At 62.1% G+C, this 18,209-nt stretch carries 20 protein-coding genes; 4 read left to right on the top strand and 16 right to left on the bottom strand.

The window, feature by feature from the left end; all coding sequences use genetic code 11:
- Window positions 1-398 precede the first annotated feature (398 nt).
- Window positions 399-1,919, top strand: a complete 1,521-nt coding sequence (locus B5P46_RS09235; protein ID WP_129418399.1) for an ABC-F family ATP-binding cassette domain-containing protein — start codon at window positions 399-401, stop codon at window positions 1,917-1,919.
- 187 nt (window positions 1,920-2,106) lie between these two features.
- Here the strand turns inward: B5P46_RS09235 and B5P46_RS09225 are convergent, their stop codons facing one another.
- From B5P46_RS09225 to B5P46_RS09215, 3 genes are all read right to left on the bottom strand, one after another.
- Window positions 2,107-2,886 (bottom strand): VOC family protein, encoded by a 780-nt coding sequence (locus tag B5P46_RS09225; RefSeq protein ID WP_129418875.1) that lies wholly within the window; start codon window positions 2,884-2,886, stop codon window positions 2,107-2,109.
- Window positions 2,887-2,965: 79 nt separating this feature from the next.
- A complete protein-coding gene (locus B5P46_RS09220) occupies window positions 2,966-3,433 on the bottom strand; it encodes a DUF1579 domain-containing protein (protein WP_129418397.1) in 468 nt (155 codons plus the stop codon).
- Between the two features lie 120 nt (window positions 3,434-3,553).
- Window positions 3,554-4,282, bottom strand: a complete 729-nt coding sequence (locus B5P46_RS09215; RefSeq protein ID WP_129418396.1) for a DUF899 domain-containing protein — start codon at window positions 4,280-4,282, stop codon at window positions 3,554-3,556.
- 88 nt (window positions 4,283-4,370) lie between these two features.
- Between B5P46_RS09215 and B5P46_RS09210 the strand changes: the two genes are divergently transcribed.
- A complete protein-coding gene (locus B5P46_RS09210) occupies window positions 4,371-4,817 on the top strand; it encodes a MarR family winged helix-turn-helix transcriptional regulator (protein WP_129418395.1) in 447 nt (148 codons plus the stop codon).
- Between the two features lie 92 nt (window positions 4,818-4,909).
- On the opposite strand, the gene B5P46_RS09205 is transcribed toward B5P46_RS09210, so the two are convergent.
- Entirely contained in the window at window positions 4,910-5,332 is a 423-nt protein-coding gene (locus B5P46_RS09205) for an organic hydroperoxide resistance protein (RefSeq protein ID WP_003546481.1), read from the bottom strand.
- A 133-nt stretch (window positions 5,333-5,465) separates the two neighbouring features.
- Between B5P46_RS09205 and B5P46_RS09200 the strand changes: the two genes are divergently transcribed.
- Window positions 5,466-5,945, top strand: coding sequence for a MarR family winged helix-turn-helix transcriptional regulator (locus B5P46_RS09200; protein ID WP_129418394.1), 480 nt, complete (start codon window positions 5,466-5,468; stop codon window positions 5,943-5,945).
- Between the two features lie 37 nt (window positions 5,946-5,982).
- Here B5P46_RS09200 and B5P46_RS09195 read toward each other — a convergent pair whose 3' ends face one another.
- The 11 genes from B5P46_RS09195 to B5P46_RS09145 all read right to left on the bottom strand — a co-directional run bounded on the left by B5P46_RS09195 (window position 5,983) and on the right by B5P46_RS09145 (window position 14,743).
- Window positions 5,983-6,207 carry a hypothetical protein gene (locus B5P46_RS09195; protein ID WP_003546479.1) on the bottom strand — a complete coding sequence of 75 codons (225 nt, stop codon included), beginning with the start codon at window positions 6,205-6,207 and terminating at the stop codon, window positions 5,983-5,985.
- 224 nt (window positions 6,208-6,431) lie between these two features.
- Entirely contained in the window at window positions 6,432-6,671 is a 240-nt protein-coding gene (rpsU, locus tag B5P46_RS09190; RefSeq protein WP_003546477.1) for a 30S ribosomal protein S21, read from the bottom strand.
- Window positions 6,672-6,729: 58 nt separating this feature from the next.
- The gene (locus tag B5P46_RS09185) at window positions 6,730-7,014 is read right to left on the bottom strand and encodes a hypothetical protein (RefSeq protein WP_012756578.1); all 285 of its coding nucleotides are present in this window, start codon (window positions 7,012-7,014) and stop codon (window positions 6,730-6,732) included.
- A gap of 249 nt (window positions 7,015-7,263) precedes the next feature.
- Window positions 7,264-7,473 carry a cold-shock protein gene (locus B5P46_RS09180; RefSeq protein ID WP_003546468.1) on the bottom strand — a complete coding sequence of 70 codons (210 nt, stop codon included), beginning with the start codon at window positions 7,471-7,473 and terminating at the stop codon, window positions 7,264-7,266.
- Between the two features lie 327 nt (window positions 7,474-7,800).
- Complete coding sequence (locus B5P46_RS09175; protein ID WP_129418393.1) at window positions 7,801-8,535, bottom strand: L,D-transpeptidase; 735 nt, start codon at window positions 8,533-8,535, stop codon at window positions 7,801-7,803.
- Between the two features lie 173 nt (window positions 8,536-8,708).
- A complete protein-coding gene (locus B5P46_RS09170; RefSeq protein WP_129418392.1) occupies window positions 8,709-9,515 on the bottom strand; it encodes a L,D-transpeptidase in 807 nt (268 codons plus the stop codon).
- A 90-nt stretch (window positions 9,516-9,605) separates the two neighbouring features.
- A complete protein-coding gene (locus B5P46_RS09165; RefSeq protein ID WP_129418874.1) occupies window positions 9,606-9,809 on the bottom strand; it encodes a hypothetical protein in 204 nt (67 codons plus the stop codon).
- A gap of 80 nt (window positions 9,810-9,889) precedes the next feature.
- Complete coding sequence (locus tag B5P46_RS09160; protein WP_129418391.1) at window positions 9,890-10,810, bottom strand: alpha/beta hydrolase family protein; 921 nt, start codon at window positions 10,808-10,810, stop codon at window positions 9,890-9,892.
- A 179-nt stretch (window positions 10,811-10,989) separates the two neighbouring features.
- Entirely contained in the window at window positions 10,990-12,615 is a 1,626-nt protein-coding gene (locus B5P46_RS09155; protein WP_129418390.1) for a cisplatin damage response ATP-dependent DNA ligase, read from the bottom strand.
- A 229-nt stretch (window positions 12,616-12,844) separates the two neighbouring features.
- Complete coding sequence (locus B5P46_RS09150; protein ID WP_033182928.1) at window positions 12,845-13,855, bottom strand: ligase-associated DNA damage response exonuclease; 1,011 nt, start codon at window positions 13,853-13,855, stop codon at window positions 12,845-12,847.
- An 81-nt stretch (window positions 13,856-13,936) separates the two neighbouring features.
- Window positions 13,937-14,743, bottom strand: coding sequence for an alpha/beta fold hydrolase (locus tag B5P46_RS09145; RefSeq protein WP_129418873.1), 807 nt, complete (start codon window positions 14,741-14,743; stop codon window positions 13,937-13,939).
- 111 nt (window positions 14,744-14,854) lie between these two features.
- Between B5P46_RS09145 and B5P46_RS09140 the strand changes: the two genes are divergently transcribed.
- Window positions 14,855-15,826 (top strand): glycerophosphodiester phosphodiesterase family protein, encoded by a 972-nt coding sequence (locus B5P46_RS09140; protein ID WP_129418389.1) that lies wholly within the window; start codon window positions 14,855-14,857, stop codon window positions 15,824-15,826.
- Window positions 15,827-15,829: 3 nt separating this feature from the next.
- Here B5P46_RS09140 and B5P46_RS09135 read toward each other — a convergent pair whose 3' ends face one another.
- Window positions 15,830-18,127, bottom strand: coding sequence for a sensor domain-containing protein (locus tag B5P46_RS09135; RefSeq protein WP_129418388.1), 2,298 nt, complete (start codon window positions 18,125-18,127; stop codon window positions 15,830-15,832).
- Window positions 18,128-18,209: the final 82 nt, after the last annotated feature.

Raw genomic sequence — 18,209 nt, 5'->3', positions numbered from 1 at the left:
CGGCTCAAGGCCGAGGAGGACGGAGGGTGGGGTGACCGTTCCTGCCAACTCAATAGCCGGCGCGGCGACTGGATATCGGCGTGCCTGCGGCGCCCTTGCCTCTTTTTGCGGGCGATGTTATTTGGATCTTGCAATCCCATCGAGAAAGGAGGATCACGCAATGCAATATTATTTTCAGTTTCGCCAGCGTGGTCCCGTCAACGCCCTGCAAATGCGTTTGCAGGGCTGACCAGAGACCGTTTCTCGACATCTCTTCCTGGTCTGCCCTTCGTGGCCAATGCGGCGCCGTAGATGACAGCGCGCATTTTTCTCAATTTCCGGCTCCGATACGCGCAATCCCGTGATGGCTGAATGCCCCGGATCGCGCTCGAATACCCGGTCAAGACCAGAGAACGATCATGACACTCATCAATATCCGCAATCTCGGCGTGACGCTGGGCAATCCTTTGTTTTCCAAGCTCAATCTCGTCGTCAACGCCGGCGACCGCATCGGCCTCGTCGCCGCCAACGGGCGGGGGAAATCGACGCTGCTTGCCTGCATCACCGGCGCGCTGGAGCCGAGCGAGGGCGAGATCACCAAGGCGCGCGGGCTGACCATCGGCCATGTCGCGCAGAATGTGCCACCTGCCCTTTTCGACACGCCGTTCTACGACGCGGTGCTGCAGGCGCTGTCGGCCGATCAGGCCGAAAGCGAAAGCTGGCGGGTCGACGTGGTGCTGGAATCGCTCGATGTGCCGGAGGCCATGCGCGGCCGGCCACTCGGGCGTTTAAGCGGCGGATGGCAGCGGCTTGCCATGCTTGCCCGCACCTGGGTGAGCGAGCCCGACGTGCTTCTGCTTGACGAGCCGACCAACCATCTCGACCTTGAAAAGATCGCGCAGCTGGAGAGCTGGCTGAATGCGCTGCCGCGCGACGTGCCGGTGATCCTCTCCAGCCACGATCGCGCCTTCCTCGATGCGACGACCAACCGGACGCTGTTCCTGCGGCCGGAGCAATCGCCGGTCTTCGCCTTACCCTATACCAGGGCGCGCGCCGCCCTCGATGAGGCCGACGCTTCCGAAGCCCGGCGCTACGAGCGCGACATGAAGGTGGCGGAGCAGTTGCGCAAGCAGGCGGCGAAGCTCAACAATATCGGCATCAACTCCGGCAGCGATCTGCTCGTCGTCAAGACGAAGCAGCTCAAGCAGCGGGCGGAGAAGCTGGAGGACGCGGCAAAACCGGCGCATCTGGAGCGCTCGGCCGGCGCCATCCGGCTTGCCAATCGCGGCACGCATGCCAAGGTGCTGGTGACGCTGGAGGATGCGGCGGTGACGACGCCGGATAGGACGCTGCTGTTCAAGACCGGCCGGCAGTTCATCTGCCAGGGCGACCGCATCGTGCTGCTCGGCCTCAACGGCGCCGGCAAGTCGCGGCTGGTGTCGATGTTGAAGCAGGCGATCGAAAGGCCGGATACGGCGCGCGACAGCATCAAGGCGACGCCTTCGCTGGTGCTCGGCTATGGCGACCAGGCGCTTGCCGATCTTGCCGACACCGACACGCCGATCGGCACGATCATCCGCCGCTTCGATGTCGGCGATCAGCGGGCGCGGGGCTTGCTTGCAGGCGCCGGCATGACCATCGACATGCAGGCAAAACCGATCGGCCAGTTGTCCGGCGGCCAGAAGGCCAGGCTCGGCATGCTGGTGCTGCGGCTGACGGAGCCGAACTTCTATCTGCTCGACGAGCCGACCAATCATCTCGACATCGAGGGACAGGAGGCACTCGAAAGCGAGCTGATGGCACACGAGGCGAGCTGCCTGCTGGTCTCGCATGACCGCAGTTTCGTACGGGCTGTGGGAAACCGGTTCTGGCTTATCGAGAGGAAGCGGCTGGTGGAGGTGGAGAGCCCGGAAGGGTTCTTTGCTTCGGTTGGGGGATGATGGATGGGCGTGATTGTTGTTGGCGGCGTGCCGTGCGGCCCCCTCATCCGCCCTACGGGCACCTTCTCCCCGCTGGGGAGAAGAGGGAGTCGAGACGTTGCGGCAAATCCCTTCGCCCCAGCGGGGAGAAGGTGGCGGCAGCCGGATGAGGGGGCCTCACGGAACGCCGCCAACAAAGGGCCAAAACCTATCGCTTCGGGGCGACCAGACAGAAGAAGGCGCCTTGTGGGTCGGTGGCCTGGATGATCCAGCTGCCGCCGGGGACTTCCATCGGGCCGTTGACGACCTTGCCGCCGCCTGATGTGACGCGTTCGATCGCGGCGTCGAGGGTCGGCACGATGAAATAATAGCACCAGAAGGGCATCGGCATGTTTTCCGGCTTGGTCATCATGCCGCCGATCTGCCGGCCGTTATGGGCGAAGAGGTAGTAGACGCCCATCGGACCCATGTCCATTTCGCTGTCCTTCGTCCAGCCGAACATCTTGGAATAGAAGGAAACAGCGTCTTTGCCGTTGCCGGCATAGAGTTCGTGCCAGCCGATATTGCCGGGGGCGTCGAAGGCCAGTTCCGGCCAGGCTTTGTCCATCGGCGCCGGCGTCATGATGCAGAGCACCGCACCATGCGGATCGGCGACGACGGCGAAGCGGCCGATGGTCGGGATGTCTTCTGGCGGACGGCGGACCGAACCGCCATTGGCGGCAAAGTCCTTGGCCGACTGGTCGACGTCGTCGACGTCGACATAACCCGTCCAGTTCGGCGGAATGCCCTTACCCTCGAGTTCGGCCGGAAATTCCATCAGGCCGGCGACGCCATTACCGTTCGTCTCGAAGATCGTATAGGTGGGCATGCCCTCCACTTTCATTTCGGAGGTGGTCCAGCCGACGACCGAGCTGTAGAATTTCGCGGCAGCTGATGTGTCGGGGGTCATCAATTCGCACCAGATGAACTTTCCATGCGTCTCAGACATCATACTCTCCCTTTTTCGACGCCCCTCTTCGGAGGCCTCTTTGCGAGGCCTCTTTTCTCGAGGTTGAGCGCCGCGATTGTCAGATCTTGCGGGCGTAATGGGCTTCCATGAACTGCTTCCAGGAGCCGTCCGGCTGCTTGGCGCTGGAGACGAAGGTGCGGTGATCGGCGTCGATGAAGATGACCTGCTCGCGGTAATCGGCAAACCCCTCGCCATTGATGTCGGGGCCGGTGGTATAGAGGTCCAGCACATTGCCTGATGCGTCGACCTCGCCCTCATAGACCCACATATAGTCCATCATGCTGCCGATCCAGCTGCCGACATACTTGCCTTTTGCGTCGTTGTAACCGAGCGTCAGGATGCTGGTGGCCTCCTTACCGTCCGGCATGCGGCCGGTCCCTTCGGCGACGAACCAGATGCCGTGCAGCGAGCGGACGGTCTCCGTCCAGGGCTCGCCGCCACTCATGTCGGGTGCGGTGACGGTCCAGTCGCCGACCAGTCTTTCCAGGAAGGAATGTTCCTTCAGCACTTCAGCGGTCTTCATCATCCTCTTCTCCCTTGAGTGATGGTGGTGTTTGTTTTCCGCATTCCGGACGCAAAACTGCTGGATCGTTAGAGCATGATGTCGCCCGAAAACCGCTTACACTTTTCGGCATCATGCTCCGGCTCAGTGACAGCAGGATGGCGCCTTGGCGGCCTCCTCATATTCGTCGTGGCGGCGCACGAAATTCATCGTGCTGTCCTCATTGCGGCCCTTCGGCGCTCGGTCGAGGATCATCAGGGTGCCGATCAGTTCTTCCGGTCCGCGGGCATAACTCGAATAGGTATGGAAGACCTCGCCCTTGTCGTTGCGGTAGAAAGCGCTGAGGCCCGGCAGTTCGTCATTGGCATCAGCCGGCTGCATAGGTGTGAAATTGTAAAAGACCTTGTCTTTGGCAAGATCCTCGGGACTGAAAGAAACGTGATAATCGAAATTGAAATCGCTGCCGAAGGAAGAGACCCAGGGAAATTGCCAGCCCATGCGCTGCTTGTAGGCGGCGATCTTGTCGAGCGGCGCGCGCGAAACGGCGACCCAGGTGACGTCGTGATGATTCAGATGCGGCAGGGCGCCATCGACATGATCGGACAGGAAGGAGCAGCCGGTGCAGCCGGCATCCCAATCCGGGCCAAGCATGAAATGGTAGATCAGCAACTGGCTGCGGCCGTCGAAGAGATCGGCGAGCGACTTGCCTCCCTCCGGCGTTTCGAAGATATAATCCTTGTCGACCTTCACCCAGGGCAGCGCCAGACGGGCGGCGTTGACGCTGTCGCGCAGCCGCGTCTCCTCCTTCTCCTTTACCAGCAGGGCACGGCGGGCTTCGAGCCACTCTTCGCGGGAAACAACCTCGTTCTGCATGAAATGCGCCCTCCTCCGGCGCTTGCCGGTGAAGCCGGCCCATCTCCTTCTCCTTGACTAAATACATTGATATCAATAGAAATGAAGCATGTCAAATTCGACCGAGATTCCCTTTTCCACGACGCTGATGGTGCGCGACACCTGCCTCTGCCTGCATGTGCAGCGGGCAGCACGCGCGCTTGCCCGGCTGTTCGACGATGCGCTGAGGCCGGCCGGGCTGACCAATGGGCAGTTTTCGCTGATGATGTCGCTGAACCGGCCGGAGCCACCGCCGATGGGGCCGGTCGCAGCCCTGCTCGCCATGGACCAGACGACGCTGACGGCGGCGCTGAAGCCGTTGCAGCGCAAGGGCTGGGTGACGGTGATGGAGAACCCGAGGGACAGGCGCGGTCGGCTGCTGAGCCTCACCCCTGAGGGCAAGGCGGCGTTGGCAAAAGCACTGCCGATCTGGAAAAGCACGCATGCGATGATCGACGGAAAGCTGCCGGAAGGCGGCGCCGCCCGGCTGCGGCAGAGTCTGCAGGCGCTGTCATGAATGACGATAGAAACGCCGAGACCGGCCGGATAACACGCTATCCGGCCGGCAGATGGCGGCAGCCGATACGGCTACCAAGTTATTAAACCCGATCAAGCGACAGTGACCGGGACCTCGGTCGAGGTGCGCATCGCGTGGCTGTAGGGACAGACGATGTGGGCTGCGGCTGCGAGCTTTTCAGCGGTTTCGCGGTCGAGACCGGGGATATTGACCGTCAGCGCCACTTCGATGCCGAAGCCGCCGCCATCTTCGCGCGGGCCGATGCCGACCTTGGCGGAGACCGTCGTGTCCTCGGGAATCTTGACCTTCTGCTGGCCCGCGACAAATTTCAATGCACCGAGGAAGCAGGCGGAGTAGCCGGCAGCGAAGAGCTGTTCGGGATTGGTGCCGGTCGCGCCGTCGCCGCCGAGTTCCTTGGGAACGGTCAGCGTCACGTCCAGAACGCCGTTTTCGGAAACGGCGCGGCCCGCGCGGCCGCCGGTGGCAGAGGCTTTGGTCGTATAGAGAATAGGCATGACAATCTCCTTTGGTTGGCCCTTCGATCGGGTTGGATTTTTAATATCGCACAATTAAATTGTACGCAAGTGAATTTTGCAAATTGCATTTCGAATCCGAAAAGAGGACAATCAGGCTTCAGGGACAATAGATATGAAAGCGCACACGACGAAGACGATGGAGATACCGCAAGAGGAGAAGCGGCTGGAAAAGCAGCTGTGCTTCGCGGTCTACGCGACGGCGCATGCTTTCACCCGCGCCTATAAGCCGATCCTCGACAGGGTCGGCCTGACCTATCCGCAATATCTGGTGATGCTGGTGCTATGGGAACGCGGCGAACTGCCGGTCAAGACGATCGGCGAGCAGCTGGATCTCGATTCCGGCACGCTCTCGCCGCTGTTGAAACGGCTGGAACAGACCGGGCTGATCAAACGCATCCGCGACCTGCGCGACGAACGGCAGGTGATCGTGTCGCTGACCCCGCAAGGTCAGGCAATGAAGGGGGAGATCGATACGATCATGACGGCGATCGGGCAAGCCGCAGGCTGCACGCTTCAGGAAATGGCCGAGATGCGCGAGATGCTGCATCGGCTGCGGGGCAATCTTGGGCGGGCCGGCACGGGCAGCGGCTGAACGCATTTACCCGGTAGAGCCGATATGCGCGCCGAGATCAGGGCCGTGGCTTAGCCGGCGACCGGCGCTTCTTTGCAGGCGCCGCCTTAGGTTCGGCCTCGGCCTCCTGCTGCAAACGCAACGCCTTCAGCTTCTCCGTCTTCTTGTCACGGGCCGATGCCTCGGCGGCGATAATGGCGCGCGCCGTGTGATCGGTCGCTTCAGCCTTGTCGCGAGACGAGAGCTTGGCGGGATTGAAGAATTCTCCCTTGGTGGCGGTCATGTGCCCCTTTCCCAGGTGATGGCGGCGTTACTGCATAGTTCCTCAAATCGGAATCGATTCAAGGAATTATGCTGAAATTCAAGTGTTACAGCTCCTCGCGCGTCTGGAAAAGACGCGCGGCGCTGTAAGCCATGGCTCCACGGCAGAAACCATGATTCACGGCTGAACCGTGATGCCACGGTGGGGCCGTGATGCCACAGTGGGCCGTGATGCCACAGCCGGGATTAGCGGGTGGGGCGGAGAACCTTCTTCGGTGCCGGCAGCAGACCTTCGCGCTGCAGCTTCTTGCGGGCGAGCTTGCGCTGGCGGCGAATGGCCTCGGCCTTTTCGCGGGCGCGCTTCTCGGACGGCTTTTCAAAGGCGCTGCGCGCCTTCATTTCCCGGAACAGGCCTTCCCGCTGCATCTTTTTCTTGAGCACGCGGAGCGCCTGATCGACATTGTTATCTCTGACGAGTACCTGCAAAACGATATCCTTCCTGTTGCGGCGGCGAGGCCGCACTGTCCAAAATAAAAACCCGGAATTACTTCCCGATTTTGATGCTCGAAAACTTCAGCCAGGGCTCGGCGCCGTCGGACTTGGCCGCCGCCTCGGGGGAAGCCCTCGACGGAGATTCACCGGTATCGATGTCGGCCTCAGTGATGCGGCGCTCGAAATTCTCTGCGTCGAACTGGACGCGATATTGCACATGCCCATGGTCGTTAGGCAGGATGCTGGAGATCCGGCACCGCTTGTCGGCTTTCGCCGTGCGGGTGAGGCCGGATTTCAGCACAATCATGTCGCCGACTTTATAGTTTGGTCTGCCCATTTCAGCGTCCCTTCGACTCTTCGGCTGCTCAATCGGTCAATCAGAACGACCGGGGGTCATTCAGGAACGACCGGGCATTCCGGAAAAGCCTGCGATCAAAGCAAAAAGGCCGGGCTCGGACCCGACCTCTTCCAGTCACTCAGCCCGCTGCCGGTATGGGCAGCTCACCGCCATCCCTGGTCAGCTCGCTGCCAGTACATCCGTGGTCAGCTTGCTGCCAGCACATGGCCAGCCTAGGCGAATGACAAATCATGCGGCCTGAAGGTTGTCAGCCGAATTCTTGCCGGACTTCTTGTCGCGGACGAGATCATAGCGGATCTTCTGACCTTCAACGAGTTCGCGCATTCCGGCGCGTTCAACCGCTGAGATATGGACAAAAACGTCCGTAGAACCATCATCGGGCTGAATGAAGCCAAAACCCTTGGTGCCATTGAACCACTTGACGACGCCTGAATTCATAACGATCTCCTTTTCAACCGTTTGTGTTCGCCTGCGGAAAGATATCCGACAAGCCGTATCGATGTTGAGAGGATATCTGACGGAGCGCTCAAGCGCGTGGACAAAGGTCGCAAGCAATTCGATACGCACCATGTAGGATATTTACCGAATTAAGCAATGGTATTTCGGAAAATAATTCTCTCGCGGGCACAAAATGAAGCTCTTGCCCCAGGGGAAAGCACCCTTTTCCCCGGGGCAAAGTGCCAGCTTGCCTGGGGCAAAGCACCTGCTTGCCCGGGAAAAGCGATCGATCCGAGGCGGGCCGGATTGCGTCCGCCTCGGTGATGGTTACTGCCAGACGACGATGGGCGCCTTGGTCGGCACGCGATCGTAGAGATCGATGATATCCTGGTTCATCAGCCGCACGCAGCCTGACGAGACGGCCTTGCCGATCGAGCGCCAGTCGGGATTGCCGTGCAGGCGGTAGAGCGTGTCCTCTCCATTCGAGAAGATATAGAGCGCGCGGGCGCCGAGCGGGTTCTTCAGACCCGGCTCCATGCCGCCGTTCTCGATCGAATATTTGACGAGTTCGGGTTGGCGGGCGACCATCTCGTTCGGCGGTTTCCAGCGCGGCCACCTCTGACGCCACTGGATGACGCCCGACCCCTGCCAGGCGAAACCCTCGCGGCCGATGCCGACGCCGTAACGCATCGCCATGCCGTCGCCCTGGACGAGATAGAGGAAGCGCGACGGCGTATCGACGACGATGGTGCCGGGGGGCTGGCCGGTGGGATCGACGACGCGCTGGCGATAATAGCGCGGATCGATCTGCTCGTAAGGAACGGCTGGAATGAGAAAGCCGCCGTCTTCGATCGGGCCATACATGACGGCAAGCTCAGCCCCACTCGGCACGCTCGACGCACCCGGGGACTGGAACAGGCGCATGGGCGAACGGTAAATGATCGTCGTATCGCCTGATGTCACGGTGTTGGCTGAGGAGGCGCAGCCGGCGAGCGCCGAGGCTGCGGTCAACGCCGAAAAGGAAAGAAAGCTGCGGCGGGAAAGATGTCTATCGAAGCTCATGACGCGGGACTGATTTCCTTTGATGCGGGAAGCCGGACGAGACGCTGCATAAAGCGATTCGTCCGATGCCGATAACAACAAGAGAAGATCTATCGGCTTGCGCCAAATAAACCATAGCTTCACGCAGACGTGTCCGGCCTGAAGCGGACGATATCAGTAGCGCTGTTGCAGCGCTACATCACAACGATCTCGGCCTTGGCGGGAACGCGGTCGTAGAGATCGACGACGTCCTGGTTCAGCATGCGCACGCAGCCAGACGAGGTGGCCTTGCCGATCGACTGCCAGTCGGGCGTGCCATGGATGCGGTAGAGCGTGTCCTGCCCGTCCTTGAAGATATACATGGCGCGGGCGCCGAGAGGGTTCATCAGCCCCGGATTCATGCCGCCATTCTCCGCCCCGAAGGGGCGAACCTCAGGCTGGCGCGAGACCATTTCGACCGAAGGCGTCCAGCGCGGCCATTTCTGCTTCCACTGGATGACACCGCGGCCGGACCAGGCGTAACCATCGCGGCCGAGGCCGACGCCGTAGCGCATCGCCTTGCCGTTGTCCTCGACGAAATAGAGGAAATGCGCCTTGGTATCGATCACCACGGTGCCGGGACGCTCGGTCGTCTGATAATCGACCTCCTGGCGCAGGAACTGCGGCTGTACGCGGCTGACCGGGATCGCCGGCAGGGTAAAATCCTCGTCACGCAACTGGCCATACATCGCCATATGCACGGGATTGGTGACCGGCAGGCCGTAGGTCTGGTGGAACTGGGTCTTGTAGAGCTCGCGCGTCTGCGGCACCGGCTGATCGGGGATCGGCCGCACCCGGCGCGGATCGACGCCGGGCGGCTGATAGAAGACCGGCGAGGTTTCCTGGACGAAGCGGGCGGGCGAATCGGCGGCGACATCGGGAATGAGAATGTTGCAGCCGCTTAGCGACGCAACCGCGATCACGAGCCCGGCAAGCGGGAAAACCCGGCGCAGAAAATTCATGGAACCACCCTTATCAACGATCGGCAAGACAGCGATATCTGTCGGAACGATGGCATCTGCGGCTGGCGCGAGGCTGGCGTTGGGGTGGGATCAGGAAACGAGCAGGACGCCGTTGCCATAGGTGGCGGCCAGTTCGCGGATCAGTTGCGTCTCCCGCTCGGTCAGCCTGCCGGTATCGACGAAACGCCAGTTGCGCTCATAAAGCGCGAAGGCCTCGCCGGCGGGCATGGCGCGCGCGGGATCGCGATTCCAGGCGAGCGATTTCAGCTCGGGGAAGTCGTTCGGCACAATCATACTCTCTGGCATGCTCTTAGCGTTCGTCGTCATTCCAGCAATATAGGGCCGATCGCCCATTATTTGAAGCGGCTGGAAATTCAGGCCGCCACCCCGTGGAAGAAGCGGATGCTCTGTTCGATCTCGGCCGGCAGCGCCGAGGTGTGATTGCCGGCGACGGTTTCCGTCTCGATATGAACGCCGGCGCCGCGGGCGCGCCGGGCCAGCAGATCGGCGCGGTCGTTGAAATGGGGCTCCTCGGTGCCGTGGACGACACGGACCGGGCATTTGAAGCTGTGGGCGTAACACAGGGCCGAACGCACCTCGAATTCATGCGCGTTGCTGTCGTCGAAACGGATATCCTGCGGATAGCGGTTGAAGAAACGGAAGGCATCGGGGTTGCCTGAAATCGGTGCAGCGGCGCGGAATTTGTGCGTGCTCATCGCCGTCAGCATGGTTAGCGTGCCGCCGATGCTGTGGCCGGCGATAAAGAGGCGTTCGGCATCGACGCCCGGCAGATGCGCCAGGCGCTCGGTGGCGGCGAGAACGTCGTCGACCTCATCGTAGAAGCCGGAAAAATTGCCCATCTGGCCGTTTTCGCCGCGCAGCGACGGCATCATCACGACGTAACCAGCATCCATATAGGGCTTCATCAGCTGCCAGTGGCCGATGCCCATGGCATTGCCGCCGTGCAGGAAGAGCACGCCCGGCCTGGCGGCGCGCTCGCGCTTGTATTTCGAGACCCAGGCCGCCAGTTCCAGCTCGCCGTAGCCCGAGCGGTAGAAGATCTTGTCGGCATCGGCAGGCGCATTCAGCGGTTCGTATTTGTCGGGCGCCGGGCCCTTCTGCAAAAGCTTGGTGCGGAAATGGTGGCGGACCTTGGCATAGTCGCGCTTGGCAAGGCGCGGCTCGTCCGGGACATCGAACGCGACCGCCATGCGCGGCAGGACAAGTGCACCGGCGAGACCAGCCAGCACGGCACGGCGTTGGAGAAAAAGGGAATTTCGTTCACGCGAGCTCATAACGCAGCATCCATCATTTCCCCGGCCATTCCAAATTAAACAGAGCATGATGTCGTGCGAAAACCGCTTACACTTTTCGGCATCATGCTCTGGAAAATCTGCACCGGAAGATCGTTGCCGCCAATACACATGCTGTTGAAAATATTGCCCTGCGTCATTGTTGCGCAGGGTATGCAACTTCACGCCGGCTTGGCCTCGATCATGGCGATCAGCGTGCGCAGCCGGTCGGCCTCGTAGGAGGGTTTGTCGGGGCGAAGGCGGGCGATGCGGGGGAAGCGCATGGCGACCCCCGATTTGTGCCGGGTCGACCGGTTGATGCCCTCGAAGGCCACTTCGACGACGAAGCCGAAATCCTTGTCGGCGCGCACGGCCCGCACCGGGCCGAAACGCTCGGTGGTATTGTTGCGCACGAATTTGTCGAGCACCTCGAGCTCGGCATCGGTGAAGCCGAAATAGGCCTTGCCGACGGGCACCAGCTGTTCGCCGTCCTCGTCATCAGCCCAGACGCCGAAGGTGAAATCGGAATAATAGCTGGAGCGCTTGCCGTGGCCGCGCTGGGCATACATCAGCACCGCATCGACATTATAGGGGTTGCGCTTCCACTTGAACCAGGGGCCTTTCATGCGGCCGGCCTGGTAGATGCTGTCGCGGCGCTTGATCATCACGCCTTCGATGACCGGATCGGGCGGCGCGGCGCGCAGGGTGTCGAGCTCGTCCCATGAGGAGAAAGGCACGAGCGGCGAGAGGTCGAAACGGTCGTGCGGGGCGCGGTCGATGATCTCGGTCAGCCGGTCGCGGCGATCGACATAGGTGCGACCGCGGACATCGTCGTCGCCATCGAAGAGCAGGTCATAGGTGCGGATGAAGGCGGGGTAGTCGCCAAGCATCTTTGCCGTCACCGTCTTGCGGTTCAGGCGCTGCTGCAGGTCGGAGAAGGTGCGGGTCGGACTATTGGAGCGGGCGGTACCGCCGACCAGCATCTCGCCGTCGACGACACCGGAAAAATTGATCGCGTCGAGAATATCGGGAAAGGCGCCTGAAATGTCGTCGCCGGAGCGGGAATAGATCTTGCGCCTGTCGCCGGAGCGGGAGAGCTGGACGCGAATGCCGTCCCATTTCCATTCGGCCGCGTAACTCGCTGGGTCGAGGGCACTGAGATCCCCCTCCTCCACCGCATTGGCGAGCATGACGGAATGGAAGATCGCCGGTGTGGCCAGCACCGGTTTTTCGCCGCCACCCGCCAGCCATTCGAACAGCGCCTCATAGGGTGGCTGCAGGCCATGCCAGAGGGTTTCGATCTCGGTGACGTCCTTGTCGCCGAGATCGGCGAGCGCCTGCTTGGCGAGACGGGCGGAAACGCCGATGCGCATGGCGCCGGTCGCCAGCTTGATGAAGGCGAAACGGCCAGACGAATCCAGCCGGTCGAGCAGGTCGCGGACGAAGCTGCGTACTTCAGTGCGGCCGAGCGCATTCATGCCGGTGACGACCTCGCCGAGACGCGGCTGGGCGAGTGCTGCGCGGTCGATATCCCTCTCATTGTCCCAGACGAGCGAGATGGTTTCGGCAAGATCGCCGACATAGTCGTAGGAATAGCGAAACAGCACCTCGTCCATGCGCTCCAGCACCAGCTCGCGCAGCATGGCGGGCTTGACGTTGCGCACCTCCAGCGTGCCGGCGATGGCGGCAAGGCCGTAGCCGCGGTCCGGATCCGGCGTGTCGCGAAAATAGTCGGTCAGCAGCTTCAGCTTGCCGTTGCGGCTGGGGGTCAGCACCAGGCGGTCGAGCAGGTCGGCGAAGGCTTTCATGGGCGCCTCCCGACTTTTGAGGGAGACCCCTCTCCAACGGCATATGGAAAAGACCCCAACCCAACCCCTCCCCACAAGGGGGAGGGACTAAGCCGTGGCACCGCGTCGCAAACCAACAAGCCGGCCGCATGCTCTGCGCTGGAAGAGGAATGCGGCGAGGGCCGCGGGTTAAGCCCCTCCCCCTTGTGGGGCGGGGTTGGGGAGGGGTTTTCAGCAAGAAACTCCACTCTCAATCCCCCTCATCCTCATAACCCACCAGATGCAGCGGCTTTGCCTTGATGCCCTGCAATTGGCACCAGCGCACCAGGGCCTCCTCGCGGCCATGCGTCACCCAGACCTCGGCCGGGTGCAGTTCCCGGATCGTTTCGGTCAGTTCCGGCCAGTCGCAATGATCGGAGATGACGAGGGGCAGTTCGACGCCGTGCTGTTTGGCGCGCTGGCGCACCATCATCCAGCCGGAGGCGAAGGCCGGCAGCGGCTCGTTGAAGCGCCGGGCCCAGCGATCGGCGAAGGCGGATGATGGGCCGATGACGACCGCACCCTTGAAGGCGGACTTGTCGCGGCTTTCGATCGTCGCCGGCAGCAGTTCGCCGAGATCGATGCCTTGCTCGATGTAATAGTCGCAGAGTTTTTCCATGGCGCCGTGGATATAGATCGGTTCGGCATAACCGGCATCGCGCAGCAGCCGGATGACGCGCTGGGCCTTCCCCAGCGCATAGGCGCCGACGAGATGGGTGCGCTCGGGAAATTGACGCAGCGACGCCAGCAATTTGCCGATCTCGTCCATCGGATCGGGATGATGAAAGACAGGCAGGCCGAAGGTCGCCTCGGTGATGAAGACATCGCAGGCAACCGGCACATAGGCGGCGCAGGTCGGGTCGGGGCGGCGCTTGTAGTCGCCGGAGACGACGATGCGGGTGCCGTTCTTCTCGATGGCGATCTGGGCGGAGCCGAGCACATGGCCGGCCGGATGAAAGCTCACCTTGACGCCGTTGACCAGCAGCTCCTCGCCGAAGGCGGCAGCCTGCTCGCTGGCGCAAAAACCGTCGCCGTAACGCAGGCGCATAATGTCAAGCGTCTGGCGGGTGGCAAGCACGTTTACATGGCCCGGGCGGGCATGATCCGAATGGCCATGGGTGACGAGCGCTTGCTCGACGGGCCGCACCGGATCGACATAAAAGCCGCCTTCCGGGCAATAGAGCCCCTCCGGGGCGGGATAAAGCAGCGCATCAGGTCTCATGAAACGAGAGATAGCGGGAAATGGACGCGAGGCCAGAGGGCCGAAAGAAGGGACTATGAAATGGACCGCAGTTCAACGCTGTCATGACCCTATTCCATCGAGGAAGGATTCCACCGCGGCATTAAATTGCGACGGCCGCTGCAGCGGCGCGAAATGGCTGACGCTTGTGAGATAGATCATCTCGGCGTTCGGAATGCTGCGGGCAAGATATTCGGCATGGTCTGGCTTGATGAATTCGTCGTGTTCGGCGAGGACGATCGCGACCGGCACGCGGATCAGCCCCAAGTCGGCGGCCTGATAATTCGGCTCTCTCCGCATCATCAGGCTGACCGCCTCGACGAATGGATTAAAATCATCCGGCGTGGTAGACAATGCGGCATAATCCTTGGCGTGCCGGCTGAAGCATCGGTCGATGACCGGGGTGGGAACGAATTCCAGCGTGCCGCTCGGATCCATGTTGCAGGCGAAGAAAAAGACGCCCTCGACGCGCGACGGCGCCGTCATGGCGAGGATCAAAGCGATGCAGGCGCCGTCGCTCCAGCCGATGACGGCCGCCTTGTCGAGATGCAGTTCGTCCATGACGGCGAGCACATCGGCAGCCATCAACTCATAGGTATAGGGACGGGAATCGCGGGTGCTTCTTCCGTGGCCCCGGCTGTCGATCAGCACGACGCGGCGGCCGCGGCGCAAGAGTGCCGGGACCTGATAGCCCCAGTTGCCGCTGTGGCCGAGGCCGCCATGGAGCAGAATGACGGCTGGGCCGACGCCGTAGCTCGCATACCAGATACGGGCGCCGTCATGGGCGATATGACCGTCGACTGCTGCCGGCGGCAACGGGGCAGCGCCGTGCGCTTCGAAATGGATAAGCTCGTCGTCGTCAAATTCCATAGCGATCAGACTCATTGTTGTCGCAGCATAGAAAAGCCGGAAAACAGCCCAAGAACAACCGGAATCGCTTTCTAGCACTTGCTCGTCGATGCAACCAGAGGGGGATCAACTTTGGGCAGGAAGCTTTTCTATTGCGCCGCAGCGATCGCGGTTGCAGTCGCCGGCATCTACCTCAACAATACCAGCCTGCTCGCCGAACATCGGCCGGCAAAGCCGGTGCTGCTTGCCCATCGCGGCATCGCCCAGCGGTTCGACGAAACCGATCTCAAGAACGACACCTGCACGGCGAGCCGGATGCTGCCGCCGAAACACGACTATCTGGAAAACACCATTCCGTCGATGCAGGCGGGCTTTGCGGCCGGCGCCGATATCGTCGAGATCGATGTGCATCCGACGACGGATGGGCAATTCGCCGTCTTTCACGACTGGACGCTCGACTGCCGCACCGACGGGCACGGCGTCACGCGCGAGCATTCGATGGCGGAGATGCGGGCGCTCGACATCGGTTATGGTTACACCGCCGATGGCGGCAAGACCTTTCCCTTTCGCGGCCGGGGCATCGGCATGATGCCGACCCTTGCCGAGGTGTTGTCGACTTTTCCGGATCGACGCTTCCTCATCAATATCAAGAGCCGCGATCCTTCCGAGGGCGAAAAGCTCGCCGCCGTGCTCAACGGACTTTTCCAGGAAAGACGGGCCGAGATCATCGTCTATGGCGGCGACGAGCCGATCGACGTCGTGCGCCGGATGGTGCCCGATATCAAGACTGCCTCGCGCAAGAGCCTGAAGAGCTGCCTCACCGGCTATATCGGCTACGGCTGGACCGGCCTGCTGCCGGACGAATGCAAACATGCGATGATGCTGGTGCCGATCAATATCGCGCCGTGGCTCTGGGGCTGGCCGGATCGTTTTCTCAACCGGATGCAGGATGCCGGGACCGAGGTTTTCGTGCTCGGCCCCTATCGCGGCAGCGATTTTTCGACCGGCATCGACGACCCCGCGCAACTGGCGCGGCTGCCTGAGGACTATGCGGCGGGCATATGGACGAACGAGATCGAAGCGATCGGCAGGCTTGTAAAATAAGCGTCAGAGACTGCGCGCCCGCAGCAATGCCGGGATCTCCTCCGGGGAGACCGGCTTGGAGAAGCGGAAGCCTTGCGCCTCCTCGCAGTGGGCCTGGCGCAGGAAATCCATCTGGGCGTCGGTTTCGACGCCTTCGGCGAGTACCGAAAGCTTCAGCGTCTGCGCCAGCGAAATGACCGCCGAGGCGATGGCGACGGCGGTCTTGTCGCCCGGCAGGGCCTCGACCAGCGAGCGGTCCATCTTCAGGCGGTCGAAAGGGAAGGTCTTCAGCGCCGCCAGGCTGGAATAGCCGGAGCCGAAATCGTCGATCGACAGGCGCACGCCAAGCCCCCGCAGCGTTTCCATCATGGCGAGCGCGCGTTCGGCATTCTGCATCACCACGCTTTCGGTGACTTCAAGCTCCAGCCAGCGGGATTGCAGGCGGTGGCGCTCCAGCGCCTCGGCGACATGGGTTGCGAAATCCGGATCGGCGAACTGTTTGGCCGAGACGTTGACGGCGATCGTCAGCGGCGCCAGGCCCATGTCCTGCCAGTGGCGCGCCTGGCGGCAGGCCTCGTTCAGCACCCAGAGACCGAGGGGAACGATGAGGCCGGTCTCTTCGGCGAGCGGAATGAAATTGACCGGCGGCACCCTGCCCTTTGCGGGATGGTTCCAGCGCACCAGCGCCTCCAGCCCGGTGATACGGCCGGTGGCGACATCGACCTGCGGCTGGTATTGCAGGAACAGCTGGCCGCCGGTGATCGCCTGGTGCAGCTCTTCCTGCTCGCCGAGCGGCATTCCCACAGGGGTGCTGCCGCCATCGTGATGCTGCAATGTGTTGCGGCCGAGCTCCTTGGCGCGGTACATGGCGCGGTCGGCATTGGCGAGAAGCTCCTCCGAGGTCGCGCCATCGAAGGGGAAGGCGGCAACGCCGATGCTCGAGGTCACGGTAATCTCGCCGTCCGCGCCGCGGATCGGCCGGTTGATCGCCTTCTGCAGATCGCGAAGGCGGCGCGTGATGCCGGCATCGTGGCTCGACTGGTGGACGAGCACCACGAGGAATTCGTCGCCGCCGAGACGCACCACCATATCGGACGCCCTGACACTGTTGGCCATGCGGGCGGCGGTCTCTTTCAGAACCCCGTCGCCGGCGGCGTGGCCGCGGCCGTCATTGATGTCCTTGAAATTGTCGAGATCGATATAGGCGACGGTCACCTTGCGGTTGTTGCGCCGGGCCTGGTCGAGAATGCTCGCCAGCCGTTCCTTGAGGAAGGCGCGGTTCGGCAGGCCCGTGAGATCGTCATGATGGGCCATGAAATGGATGCGGTCGTCGACACGCTTGCGCTCGATGGCGATGCCGGCGATATGGGTGGCGAGCGCCACCAGCGTCATCTCATGCTCGGTGGGGCGGCGGATCTCCCTGGAATAGAGCGCAAACGTGCCGAGCACGTTGTTCTGCGAGGTGGCGATCGGCGTCGACCAGCAGGAGCGAAAGCCGAACGGCGCGACCATCGCGCGAAAATCCTCCCAGAGCGGATCGATCATCACGTCCTCGACGATCACCGTCTGGCCGCGCCAAACCGCAGTGCCGCAGGAACCGACCTTGGGACCGATCGTGACGCCATCGATCAGGCGGCTGTAGCCGCCGGGCAGATTGGGAGACGCGCCGTGATAGAGTCTGGTGCCCTCGCCGTCGAGCAGCAGCACCGATCCGTCAATGCCATCCAGCTGCGCCTCGATCATCAGCACGAGGGCCTCGAGGATCATCGGCAACGGCTCGTTGCGGGCGATCATCTCGAGCAGGCTCGCCTGGCCGCGATGCAGATCCTCCTGGCGCTTGCGTTCGGTGATATCACGGGAAACGCCGATCAGGCCGACGATCTCGCCGCGATCGTTGCGCAGCGGTATCTTCGAGGTCAGCCGGCATATCGGTCTTCTGCTACCGGGAAGGATGTAGGATTCCTCCATGTCGATGCGGGCTTCGCCCGTCGCCATGATCTGCTGTTCGATGTCGAAATGACGGCACGCCGTCTCGAAATCGAACAGGTCGAAATCGCGCTTGCCGGTGATCAGCGCGGCACTCTCCAGGCCAAGGCTGCTGGCGGTGACGGCATTGGCGAAGACGAAGCGGCTGTCACGATCCTTGACGTAGAGGAAATCCGGAAGTTCATGGACGATCGCCTTAAGGCGCAGGTTCTCGATACCCTCGGAAAGATGATGAGCGGTCGATGCCATCATTGCCTCCGTCGCGGCGACGATGCGTCGCGTTTCGGCCGTCAGGGCATCGGTCGATTCCCATCGCCTGGCACCCAATTCGTACATGACGCCATTCTCCCCGCCGGCCGAAGGCCGTATCCCGCAATCGTCATCATTGAAATTCCCTTCAAAGTAGTCCTCATTTCCT

Source organism: Rhizobium leguminosarum (genome assembly GCF_004123835.1).
In the GTDB taxonomy this organism is placed as follows: domain Bacteria; phylum Pseudomonadota; class Alphaproteobacteria; order Rhizobiales; family Rhizobiaceae; genus Rhizobium; species Rhizobium leguminosarum_M.
Note: the sequence above shows the minus strand (reverse complement) of the source record. Positions and strands in the feature narration are given on the sequence as shown.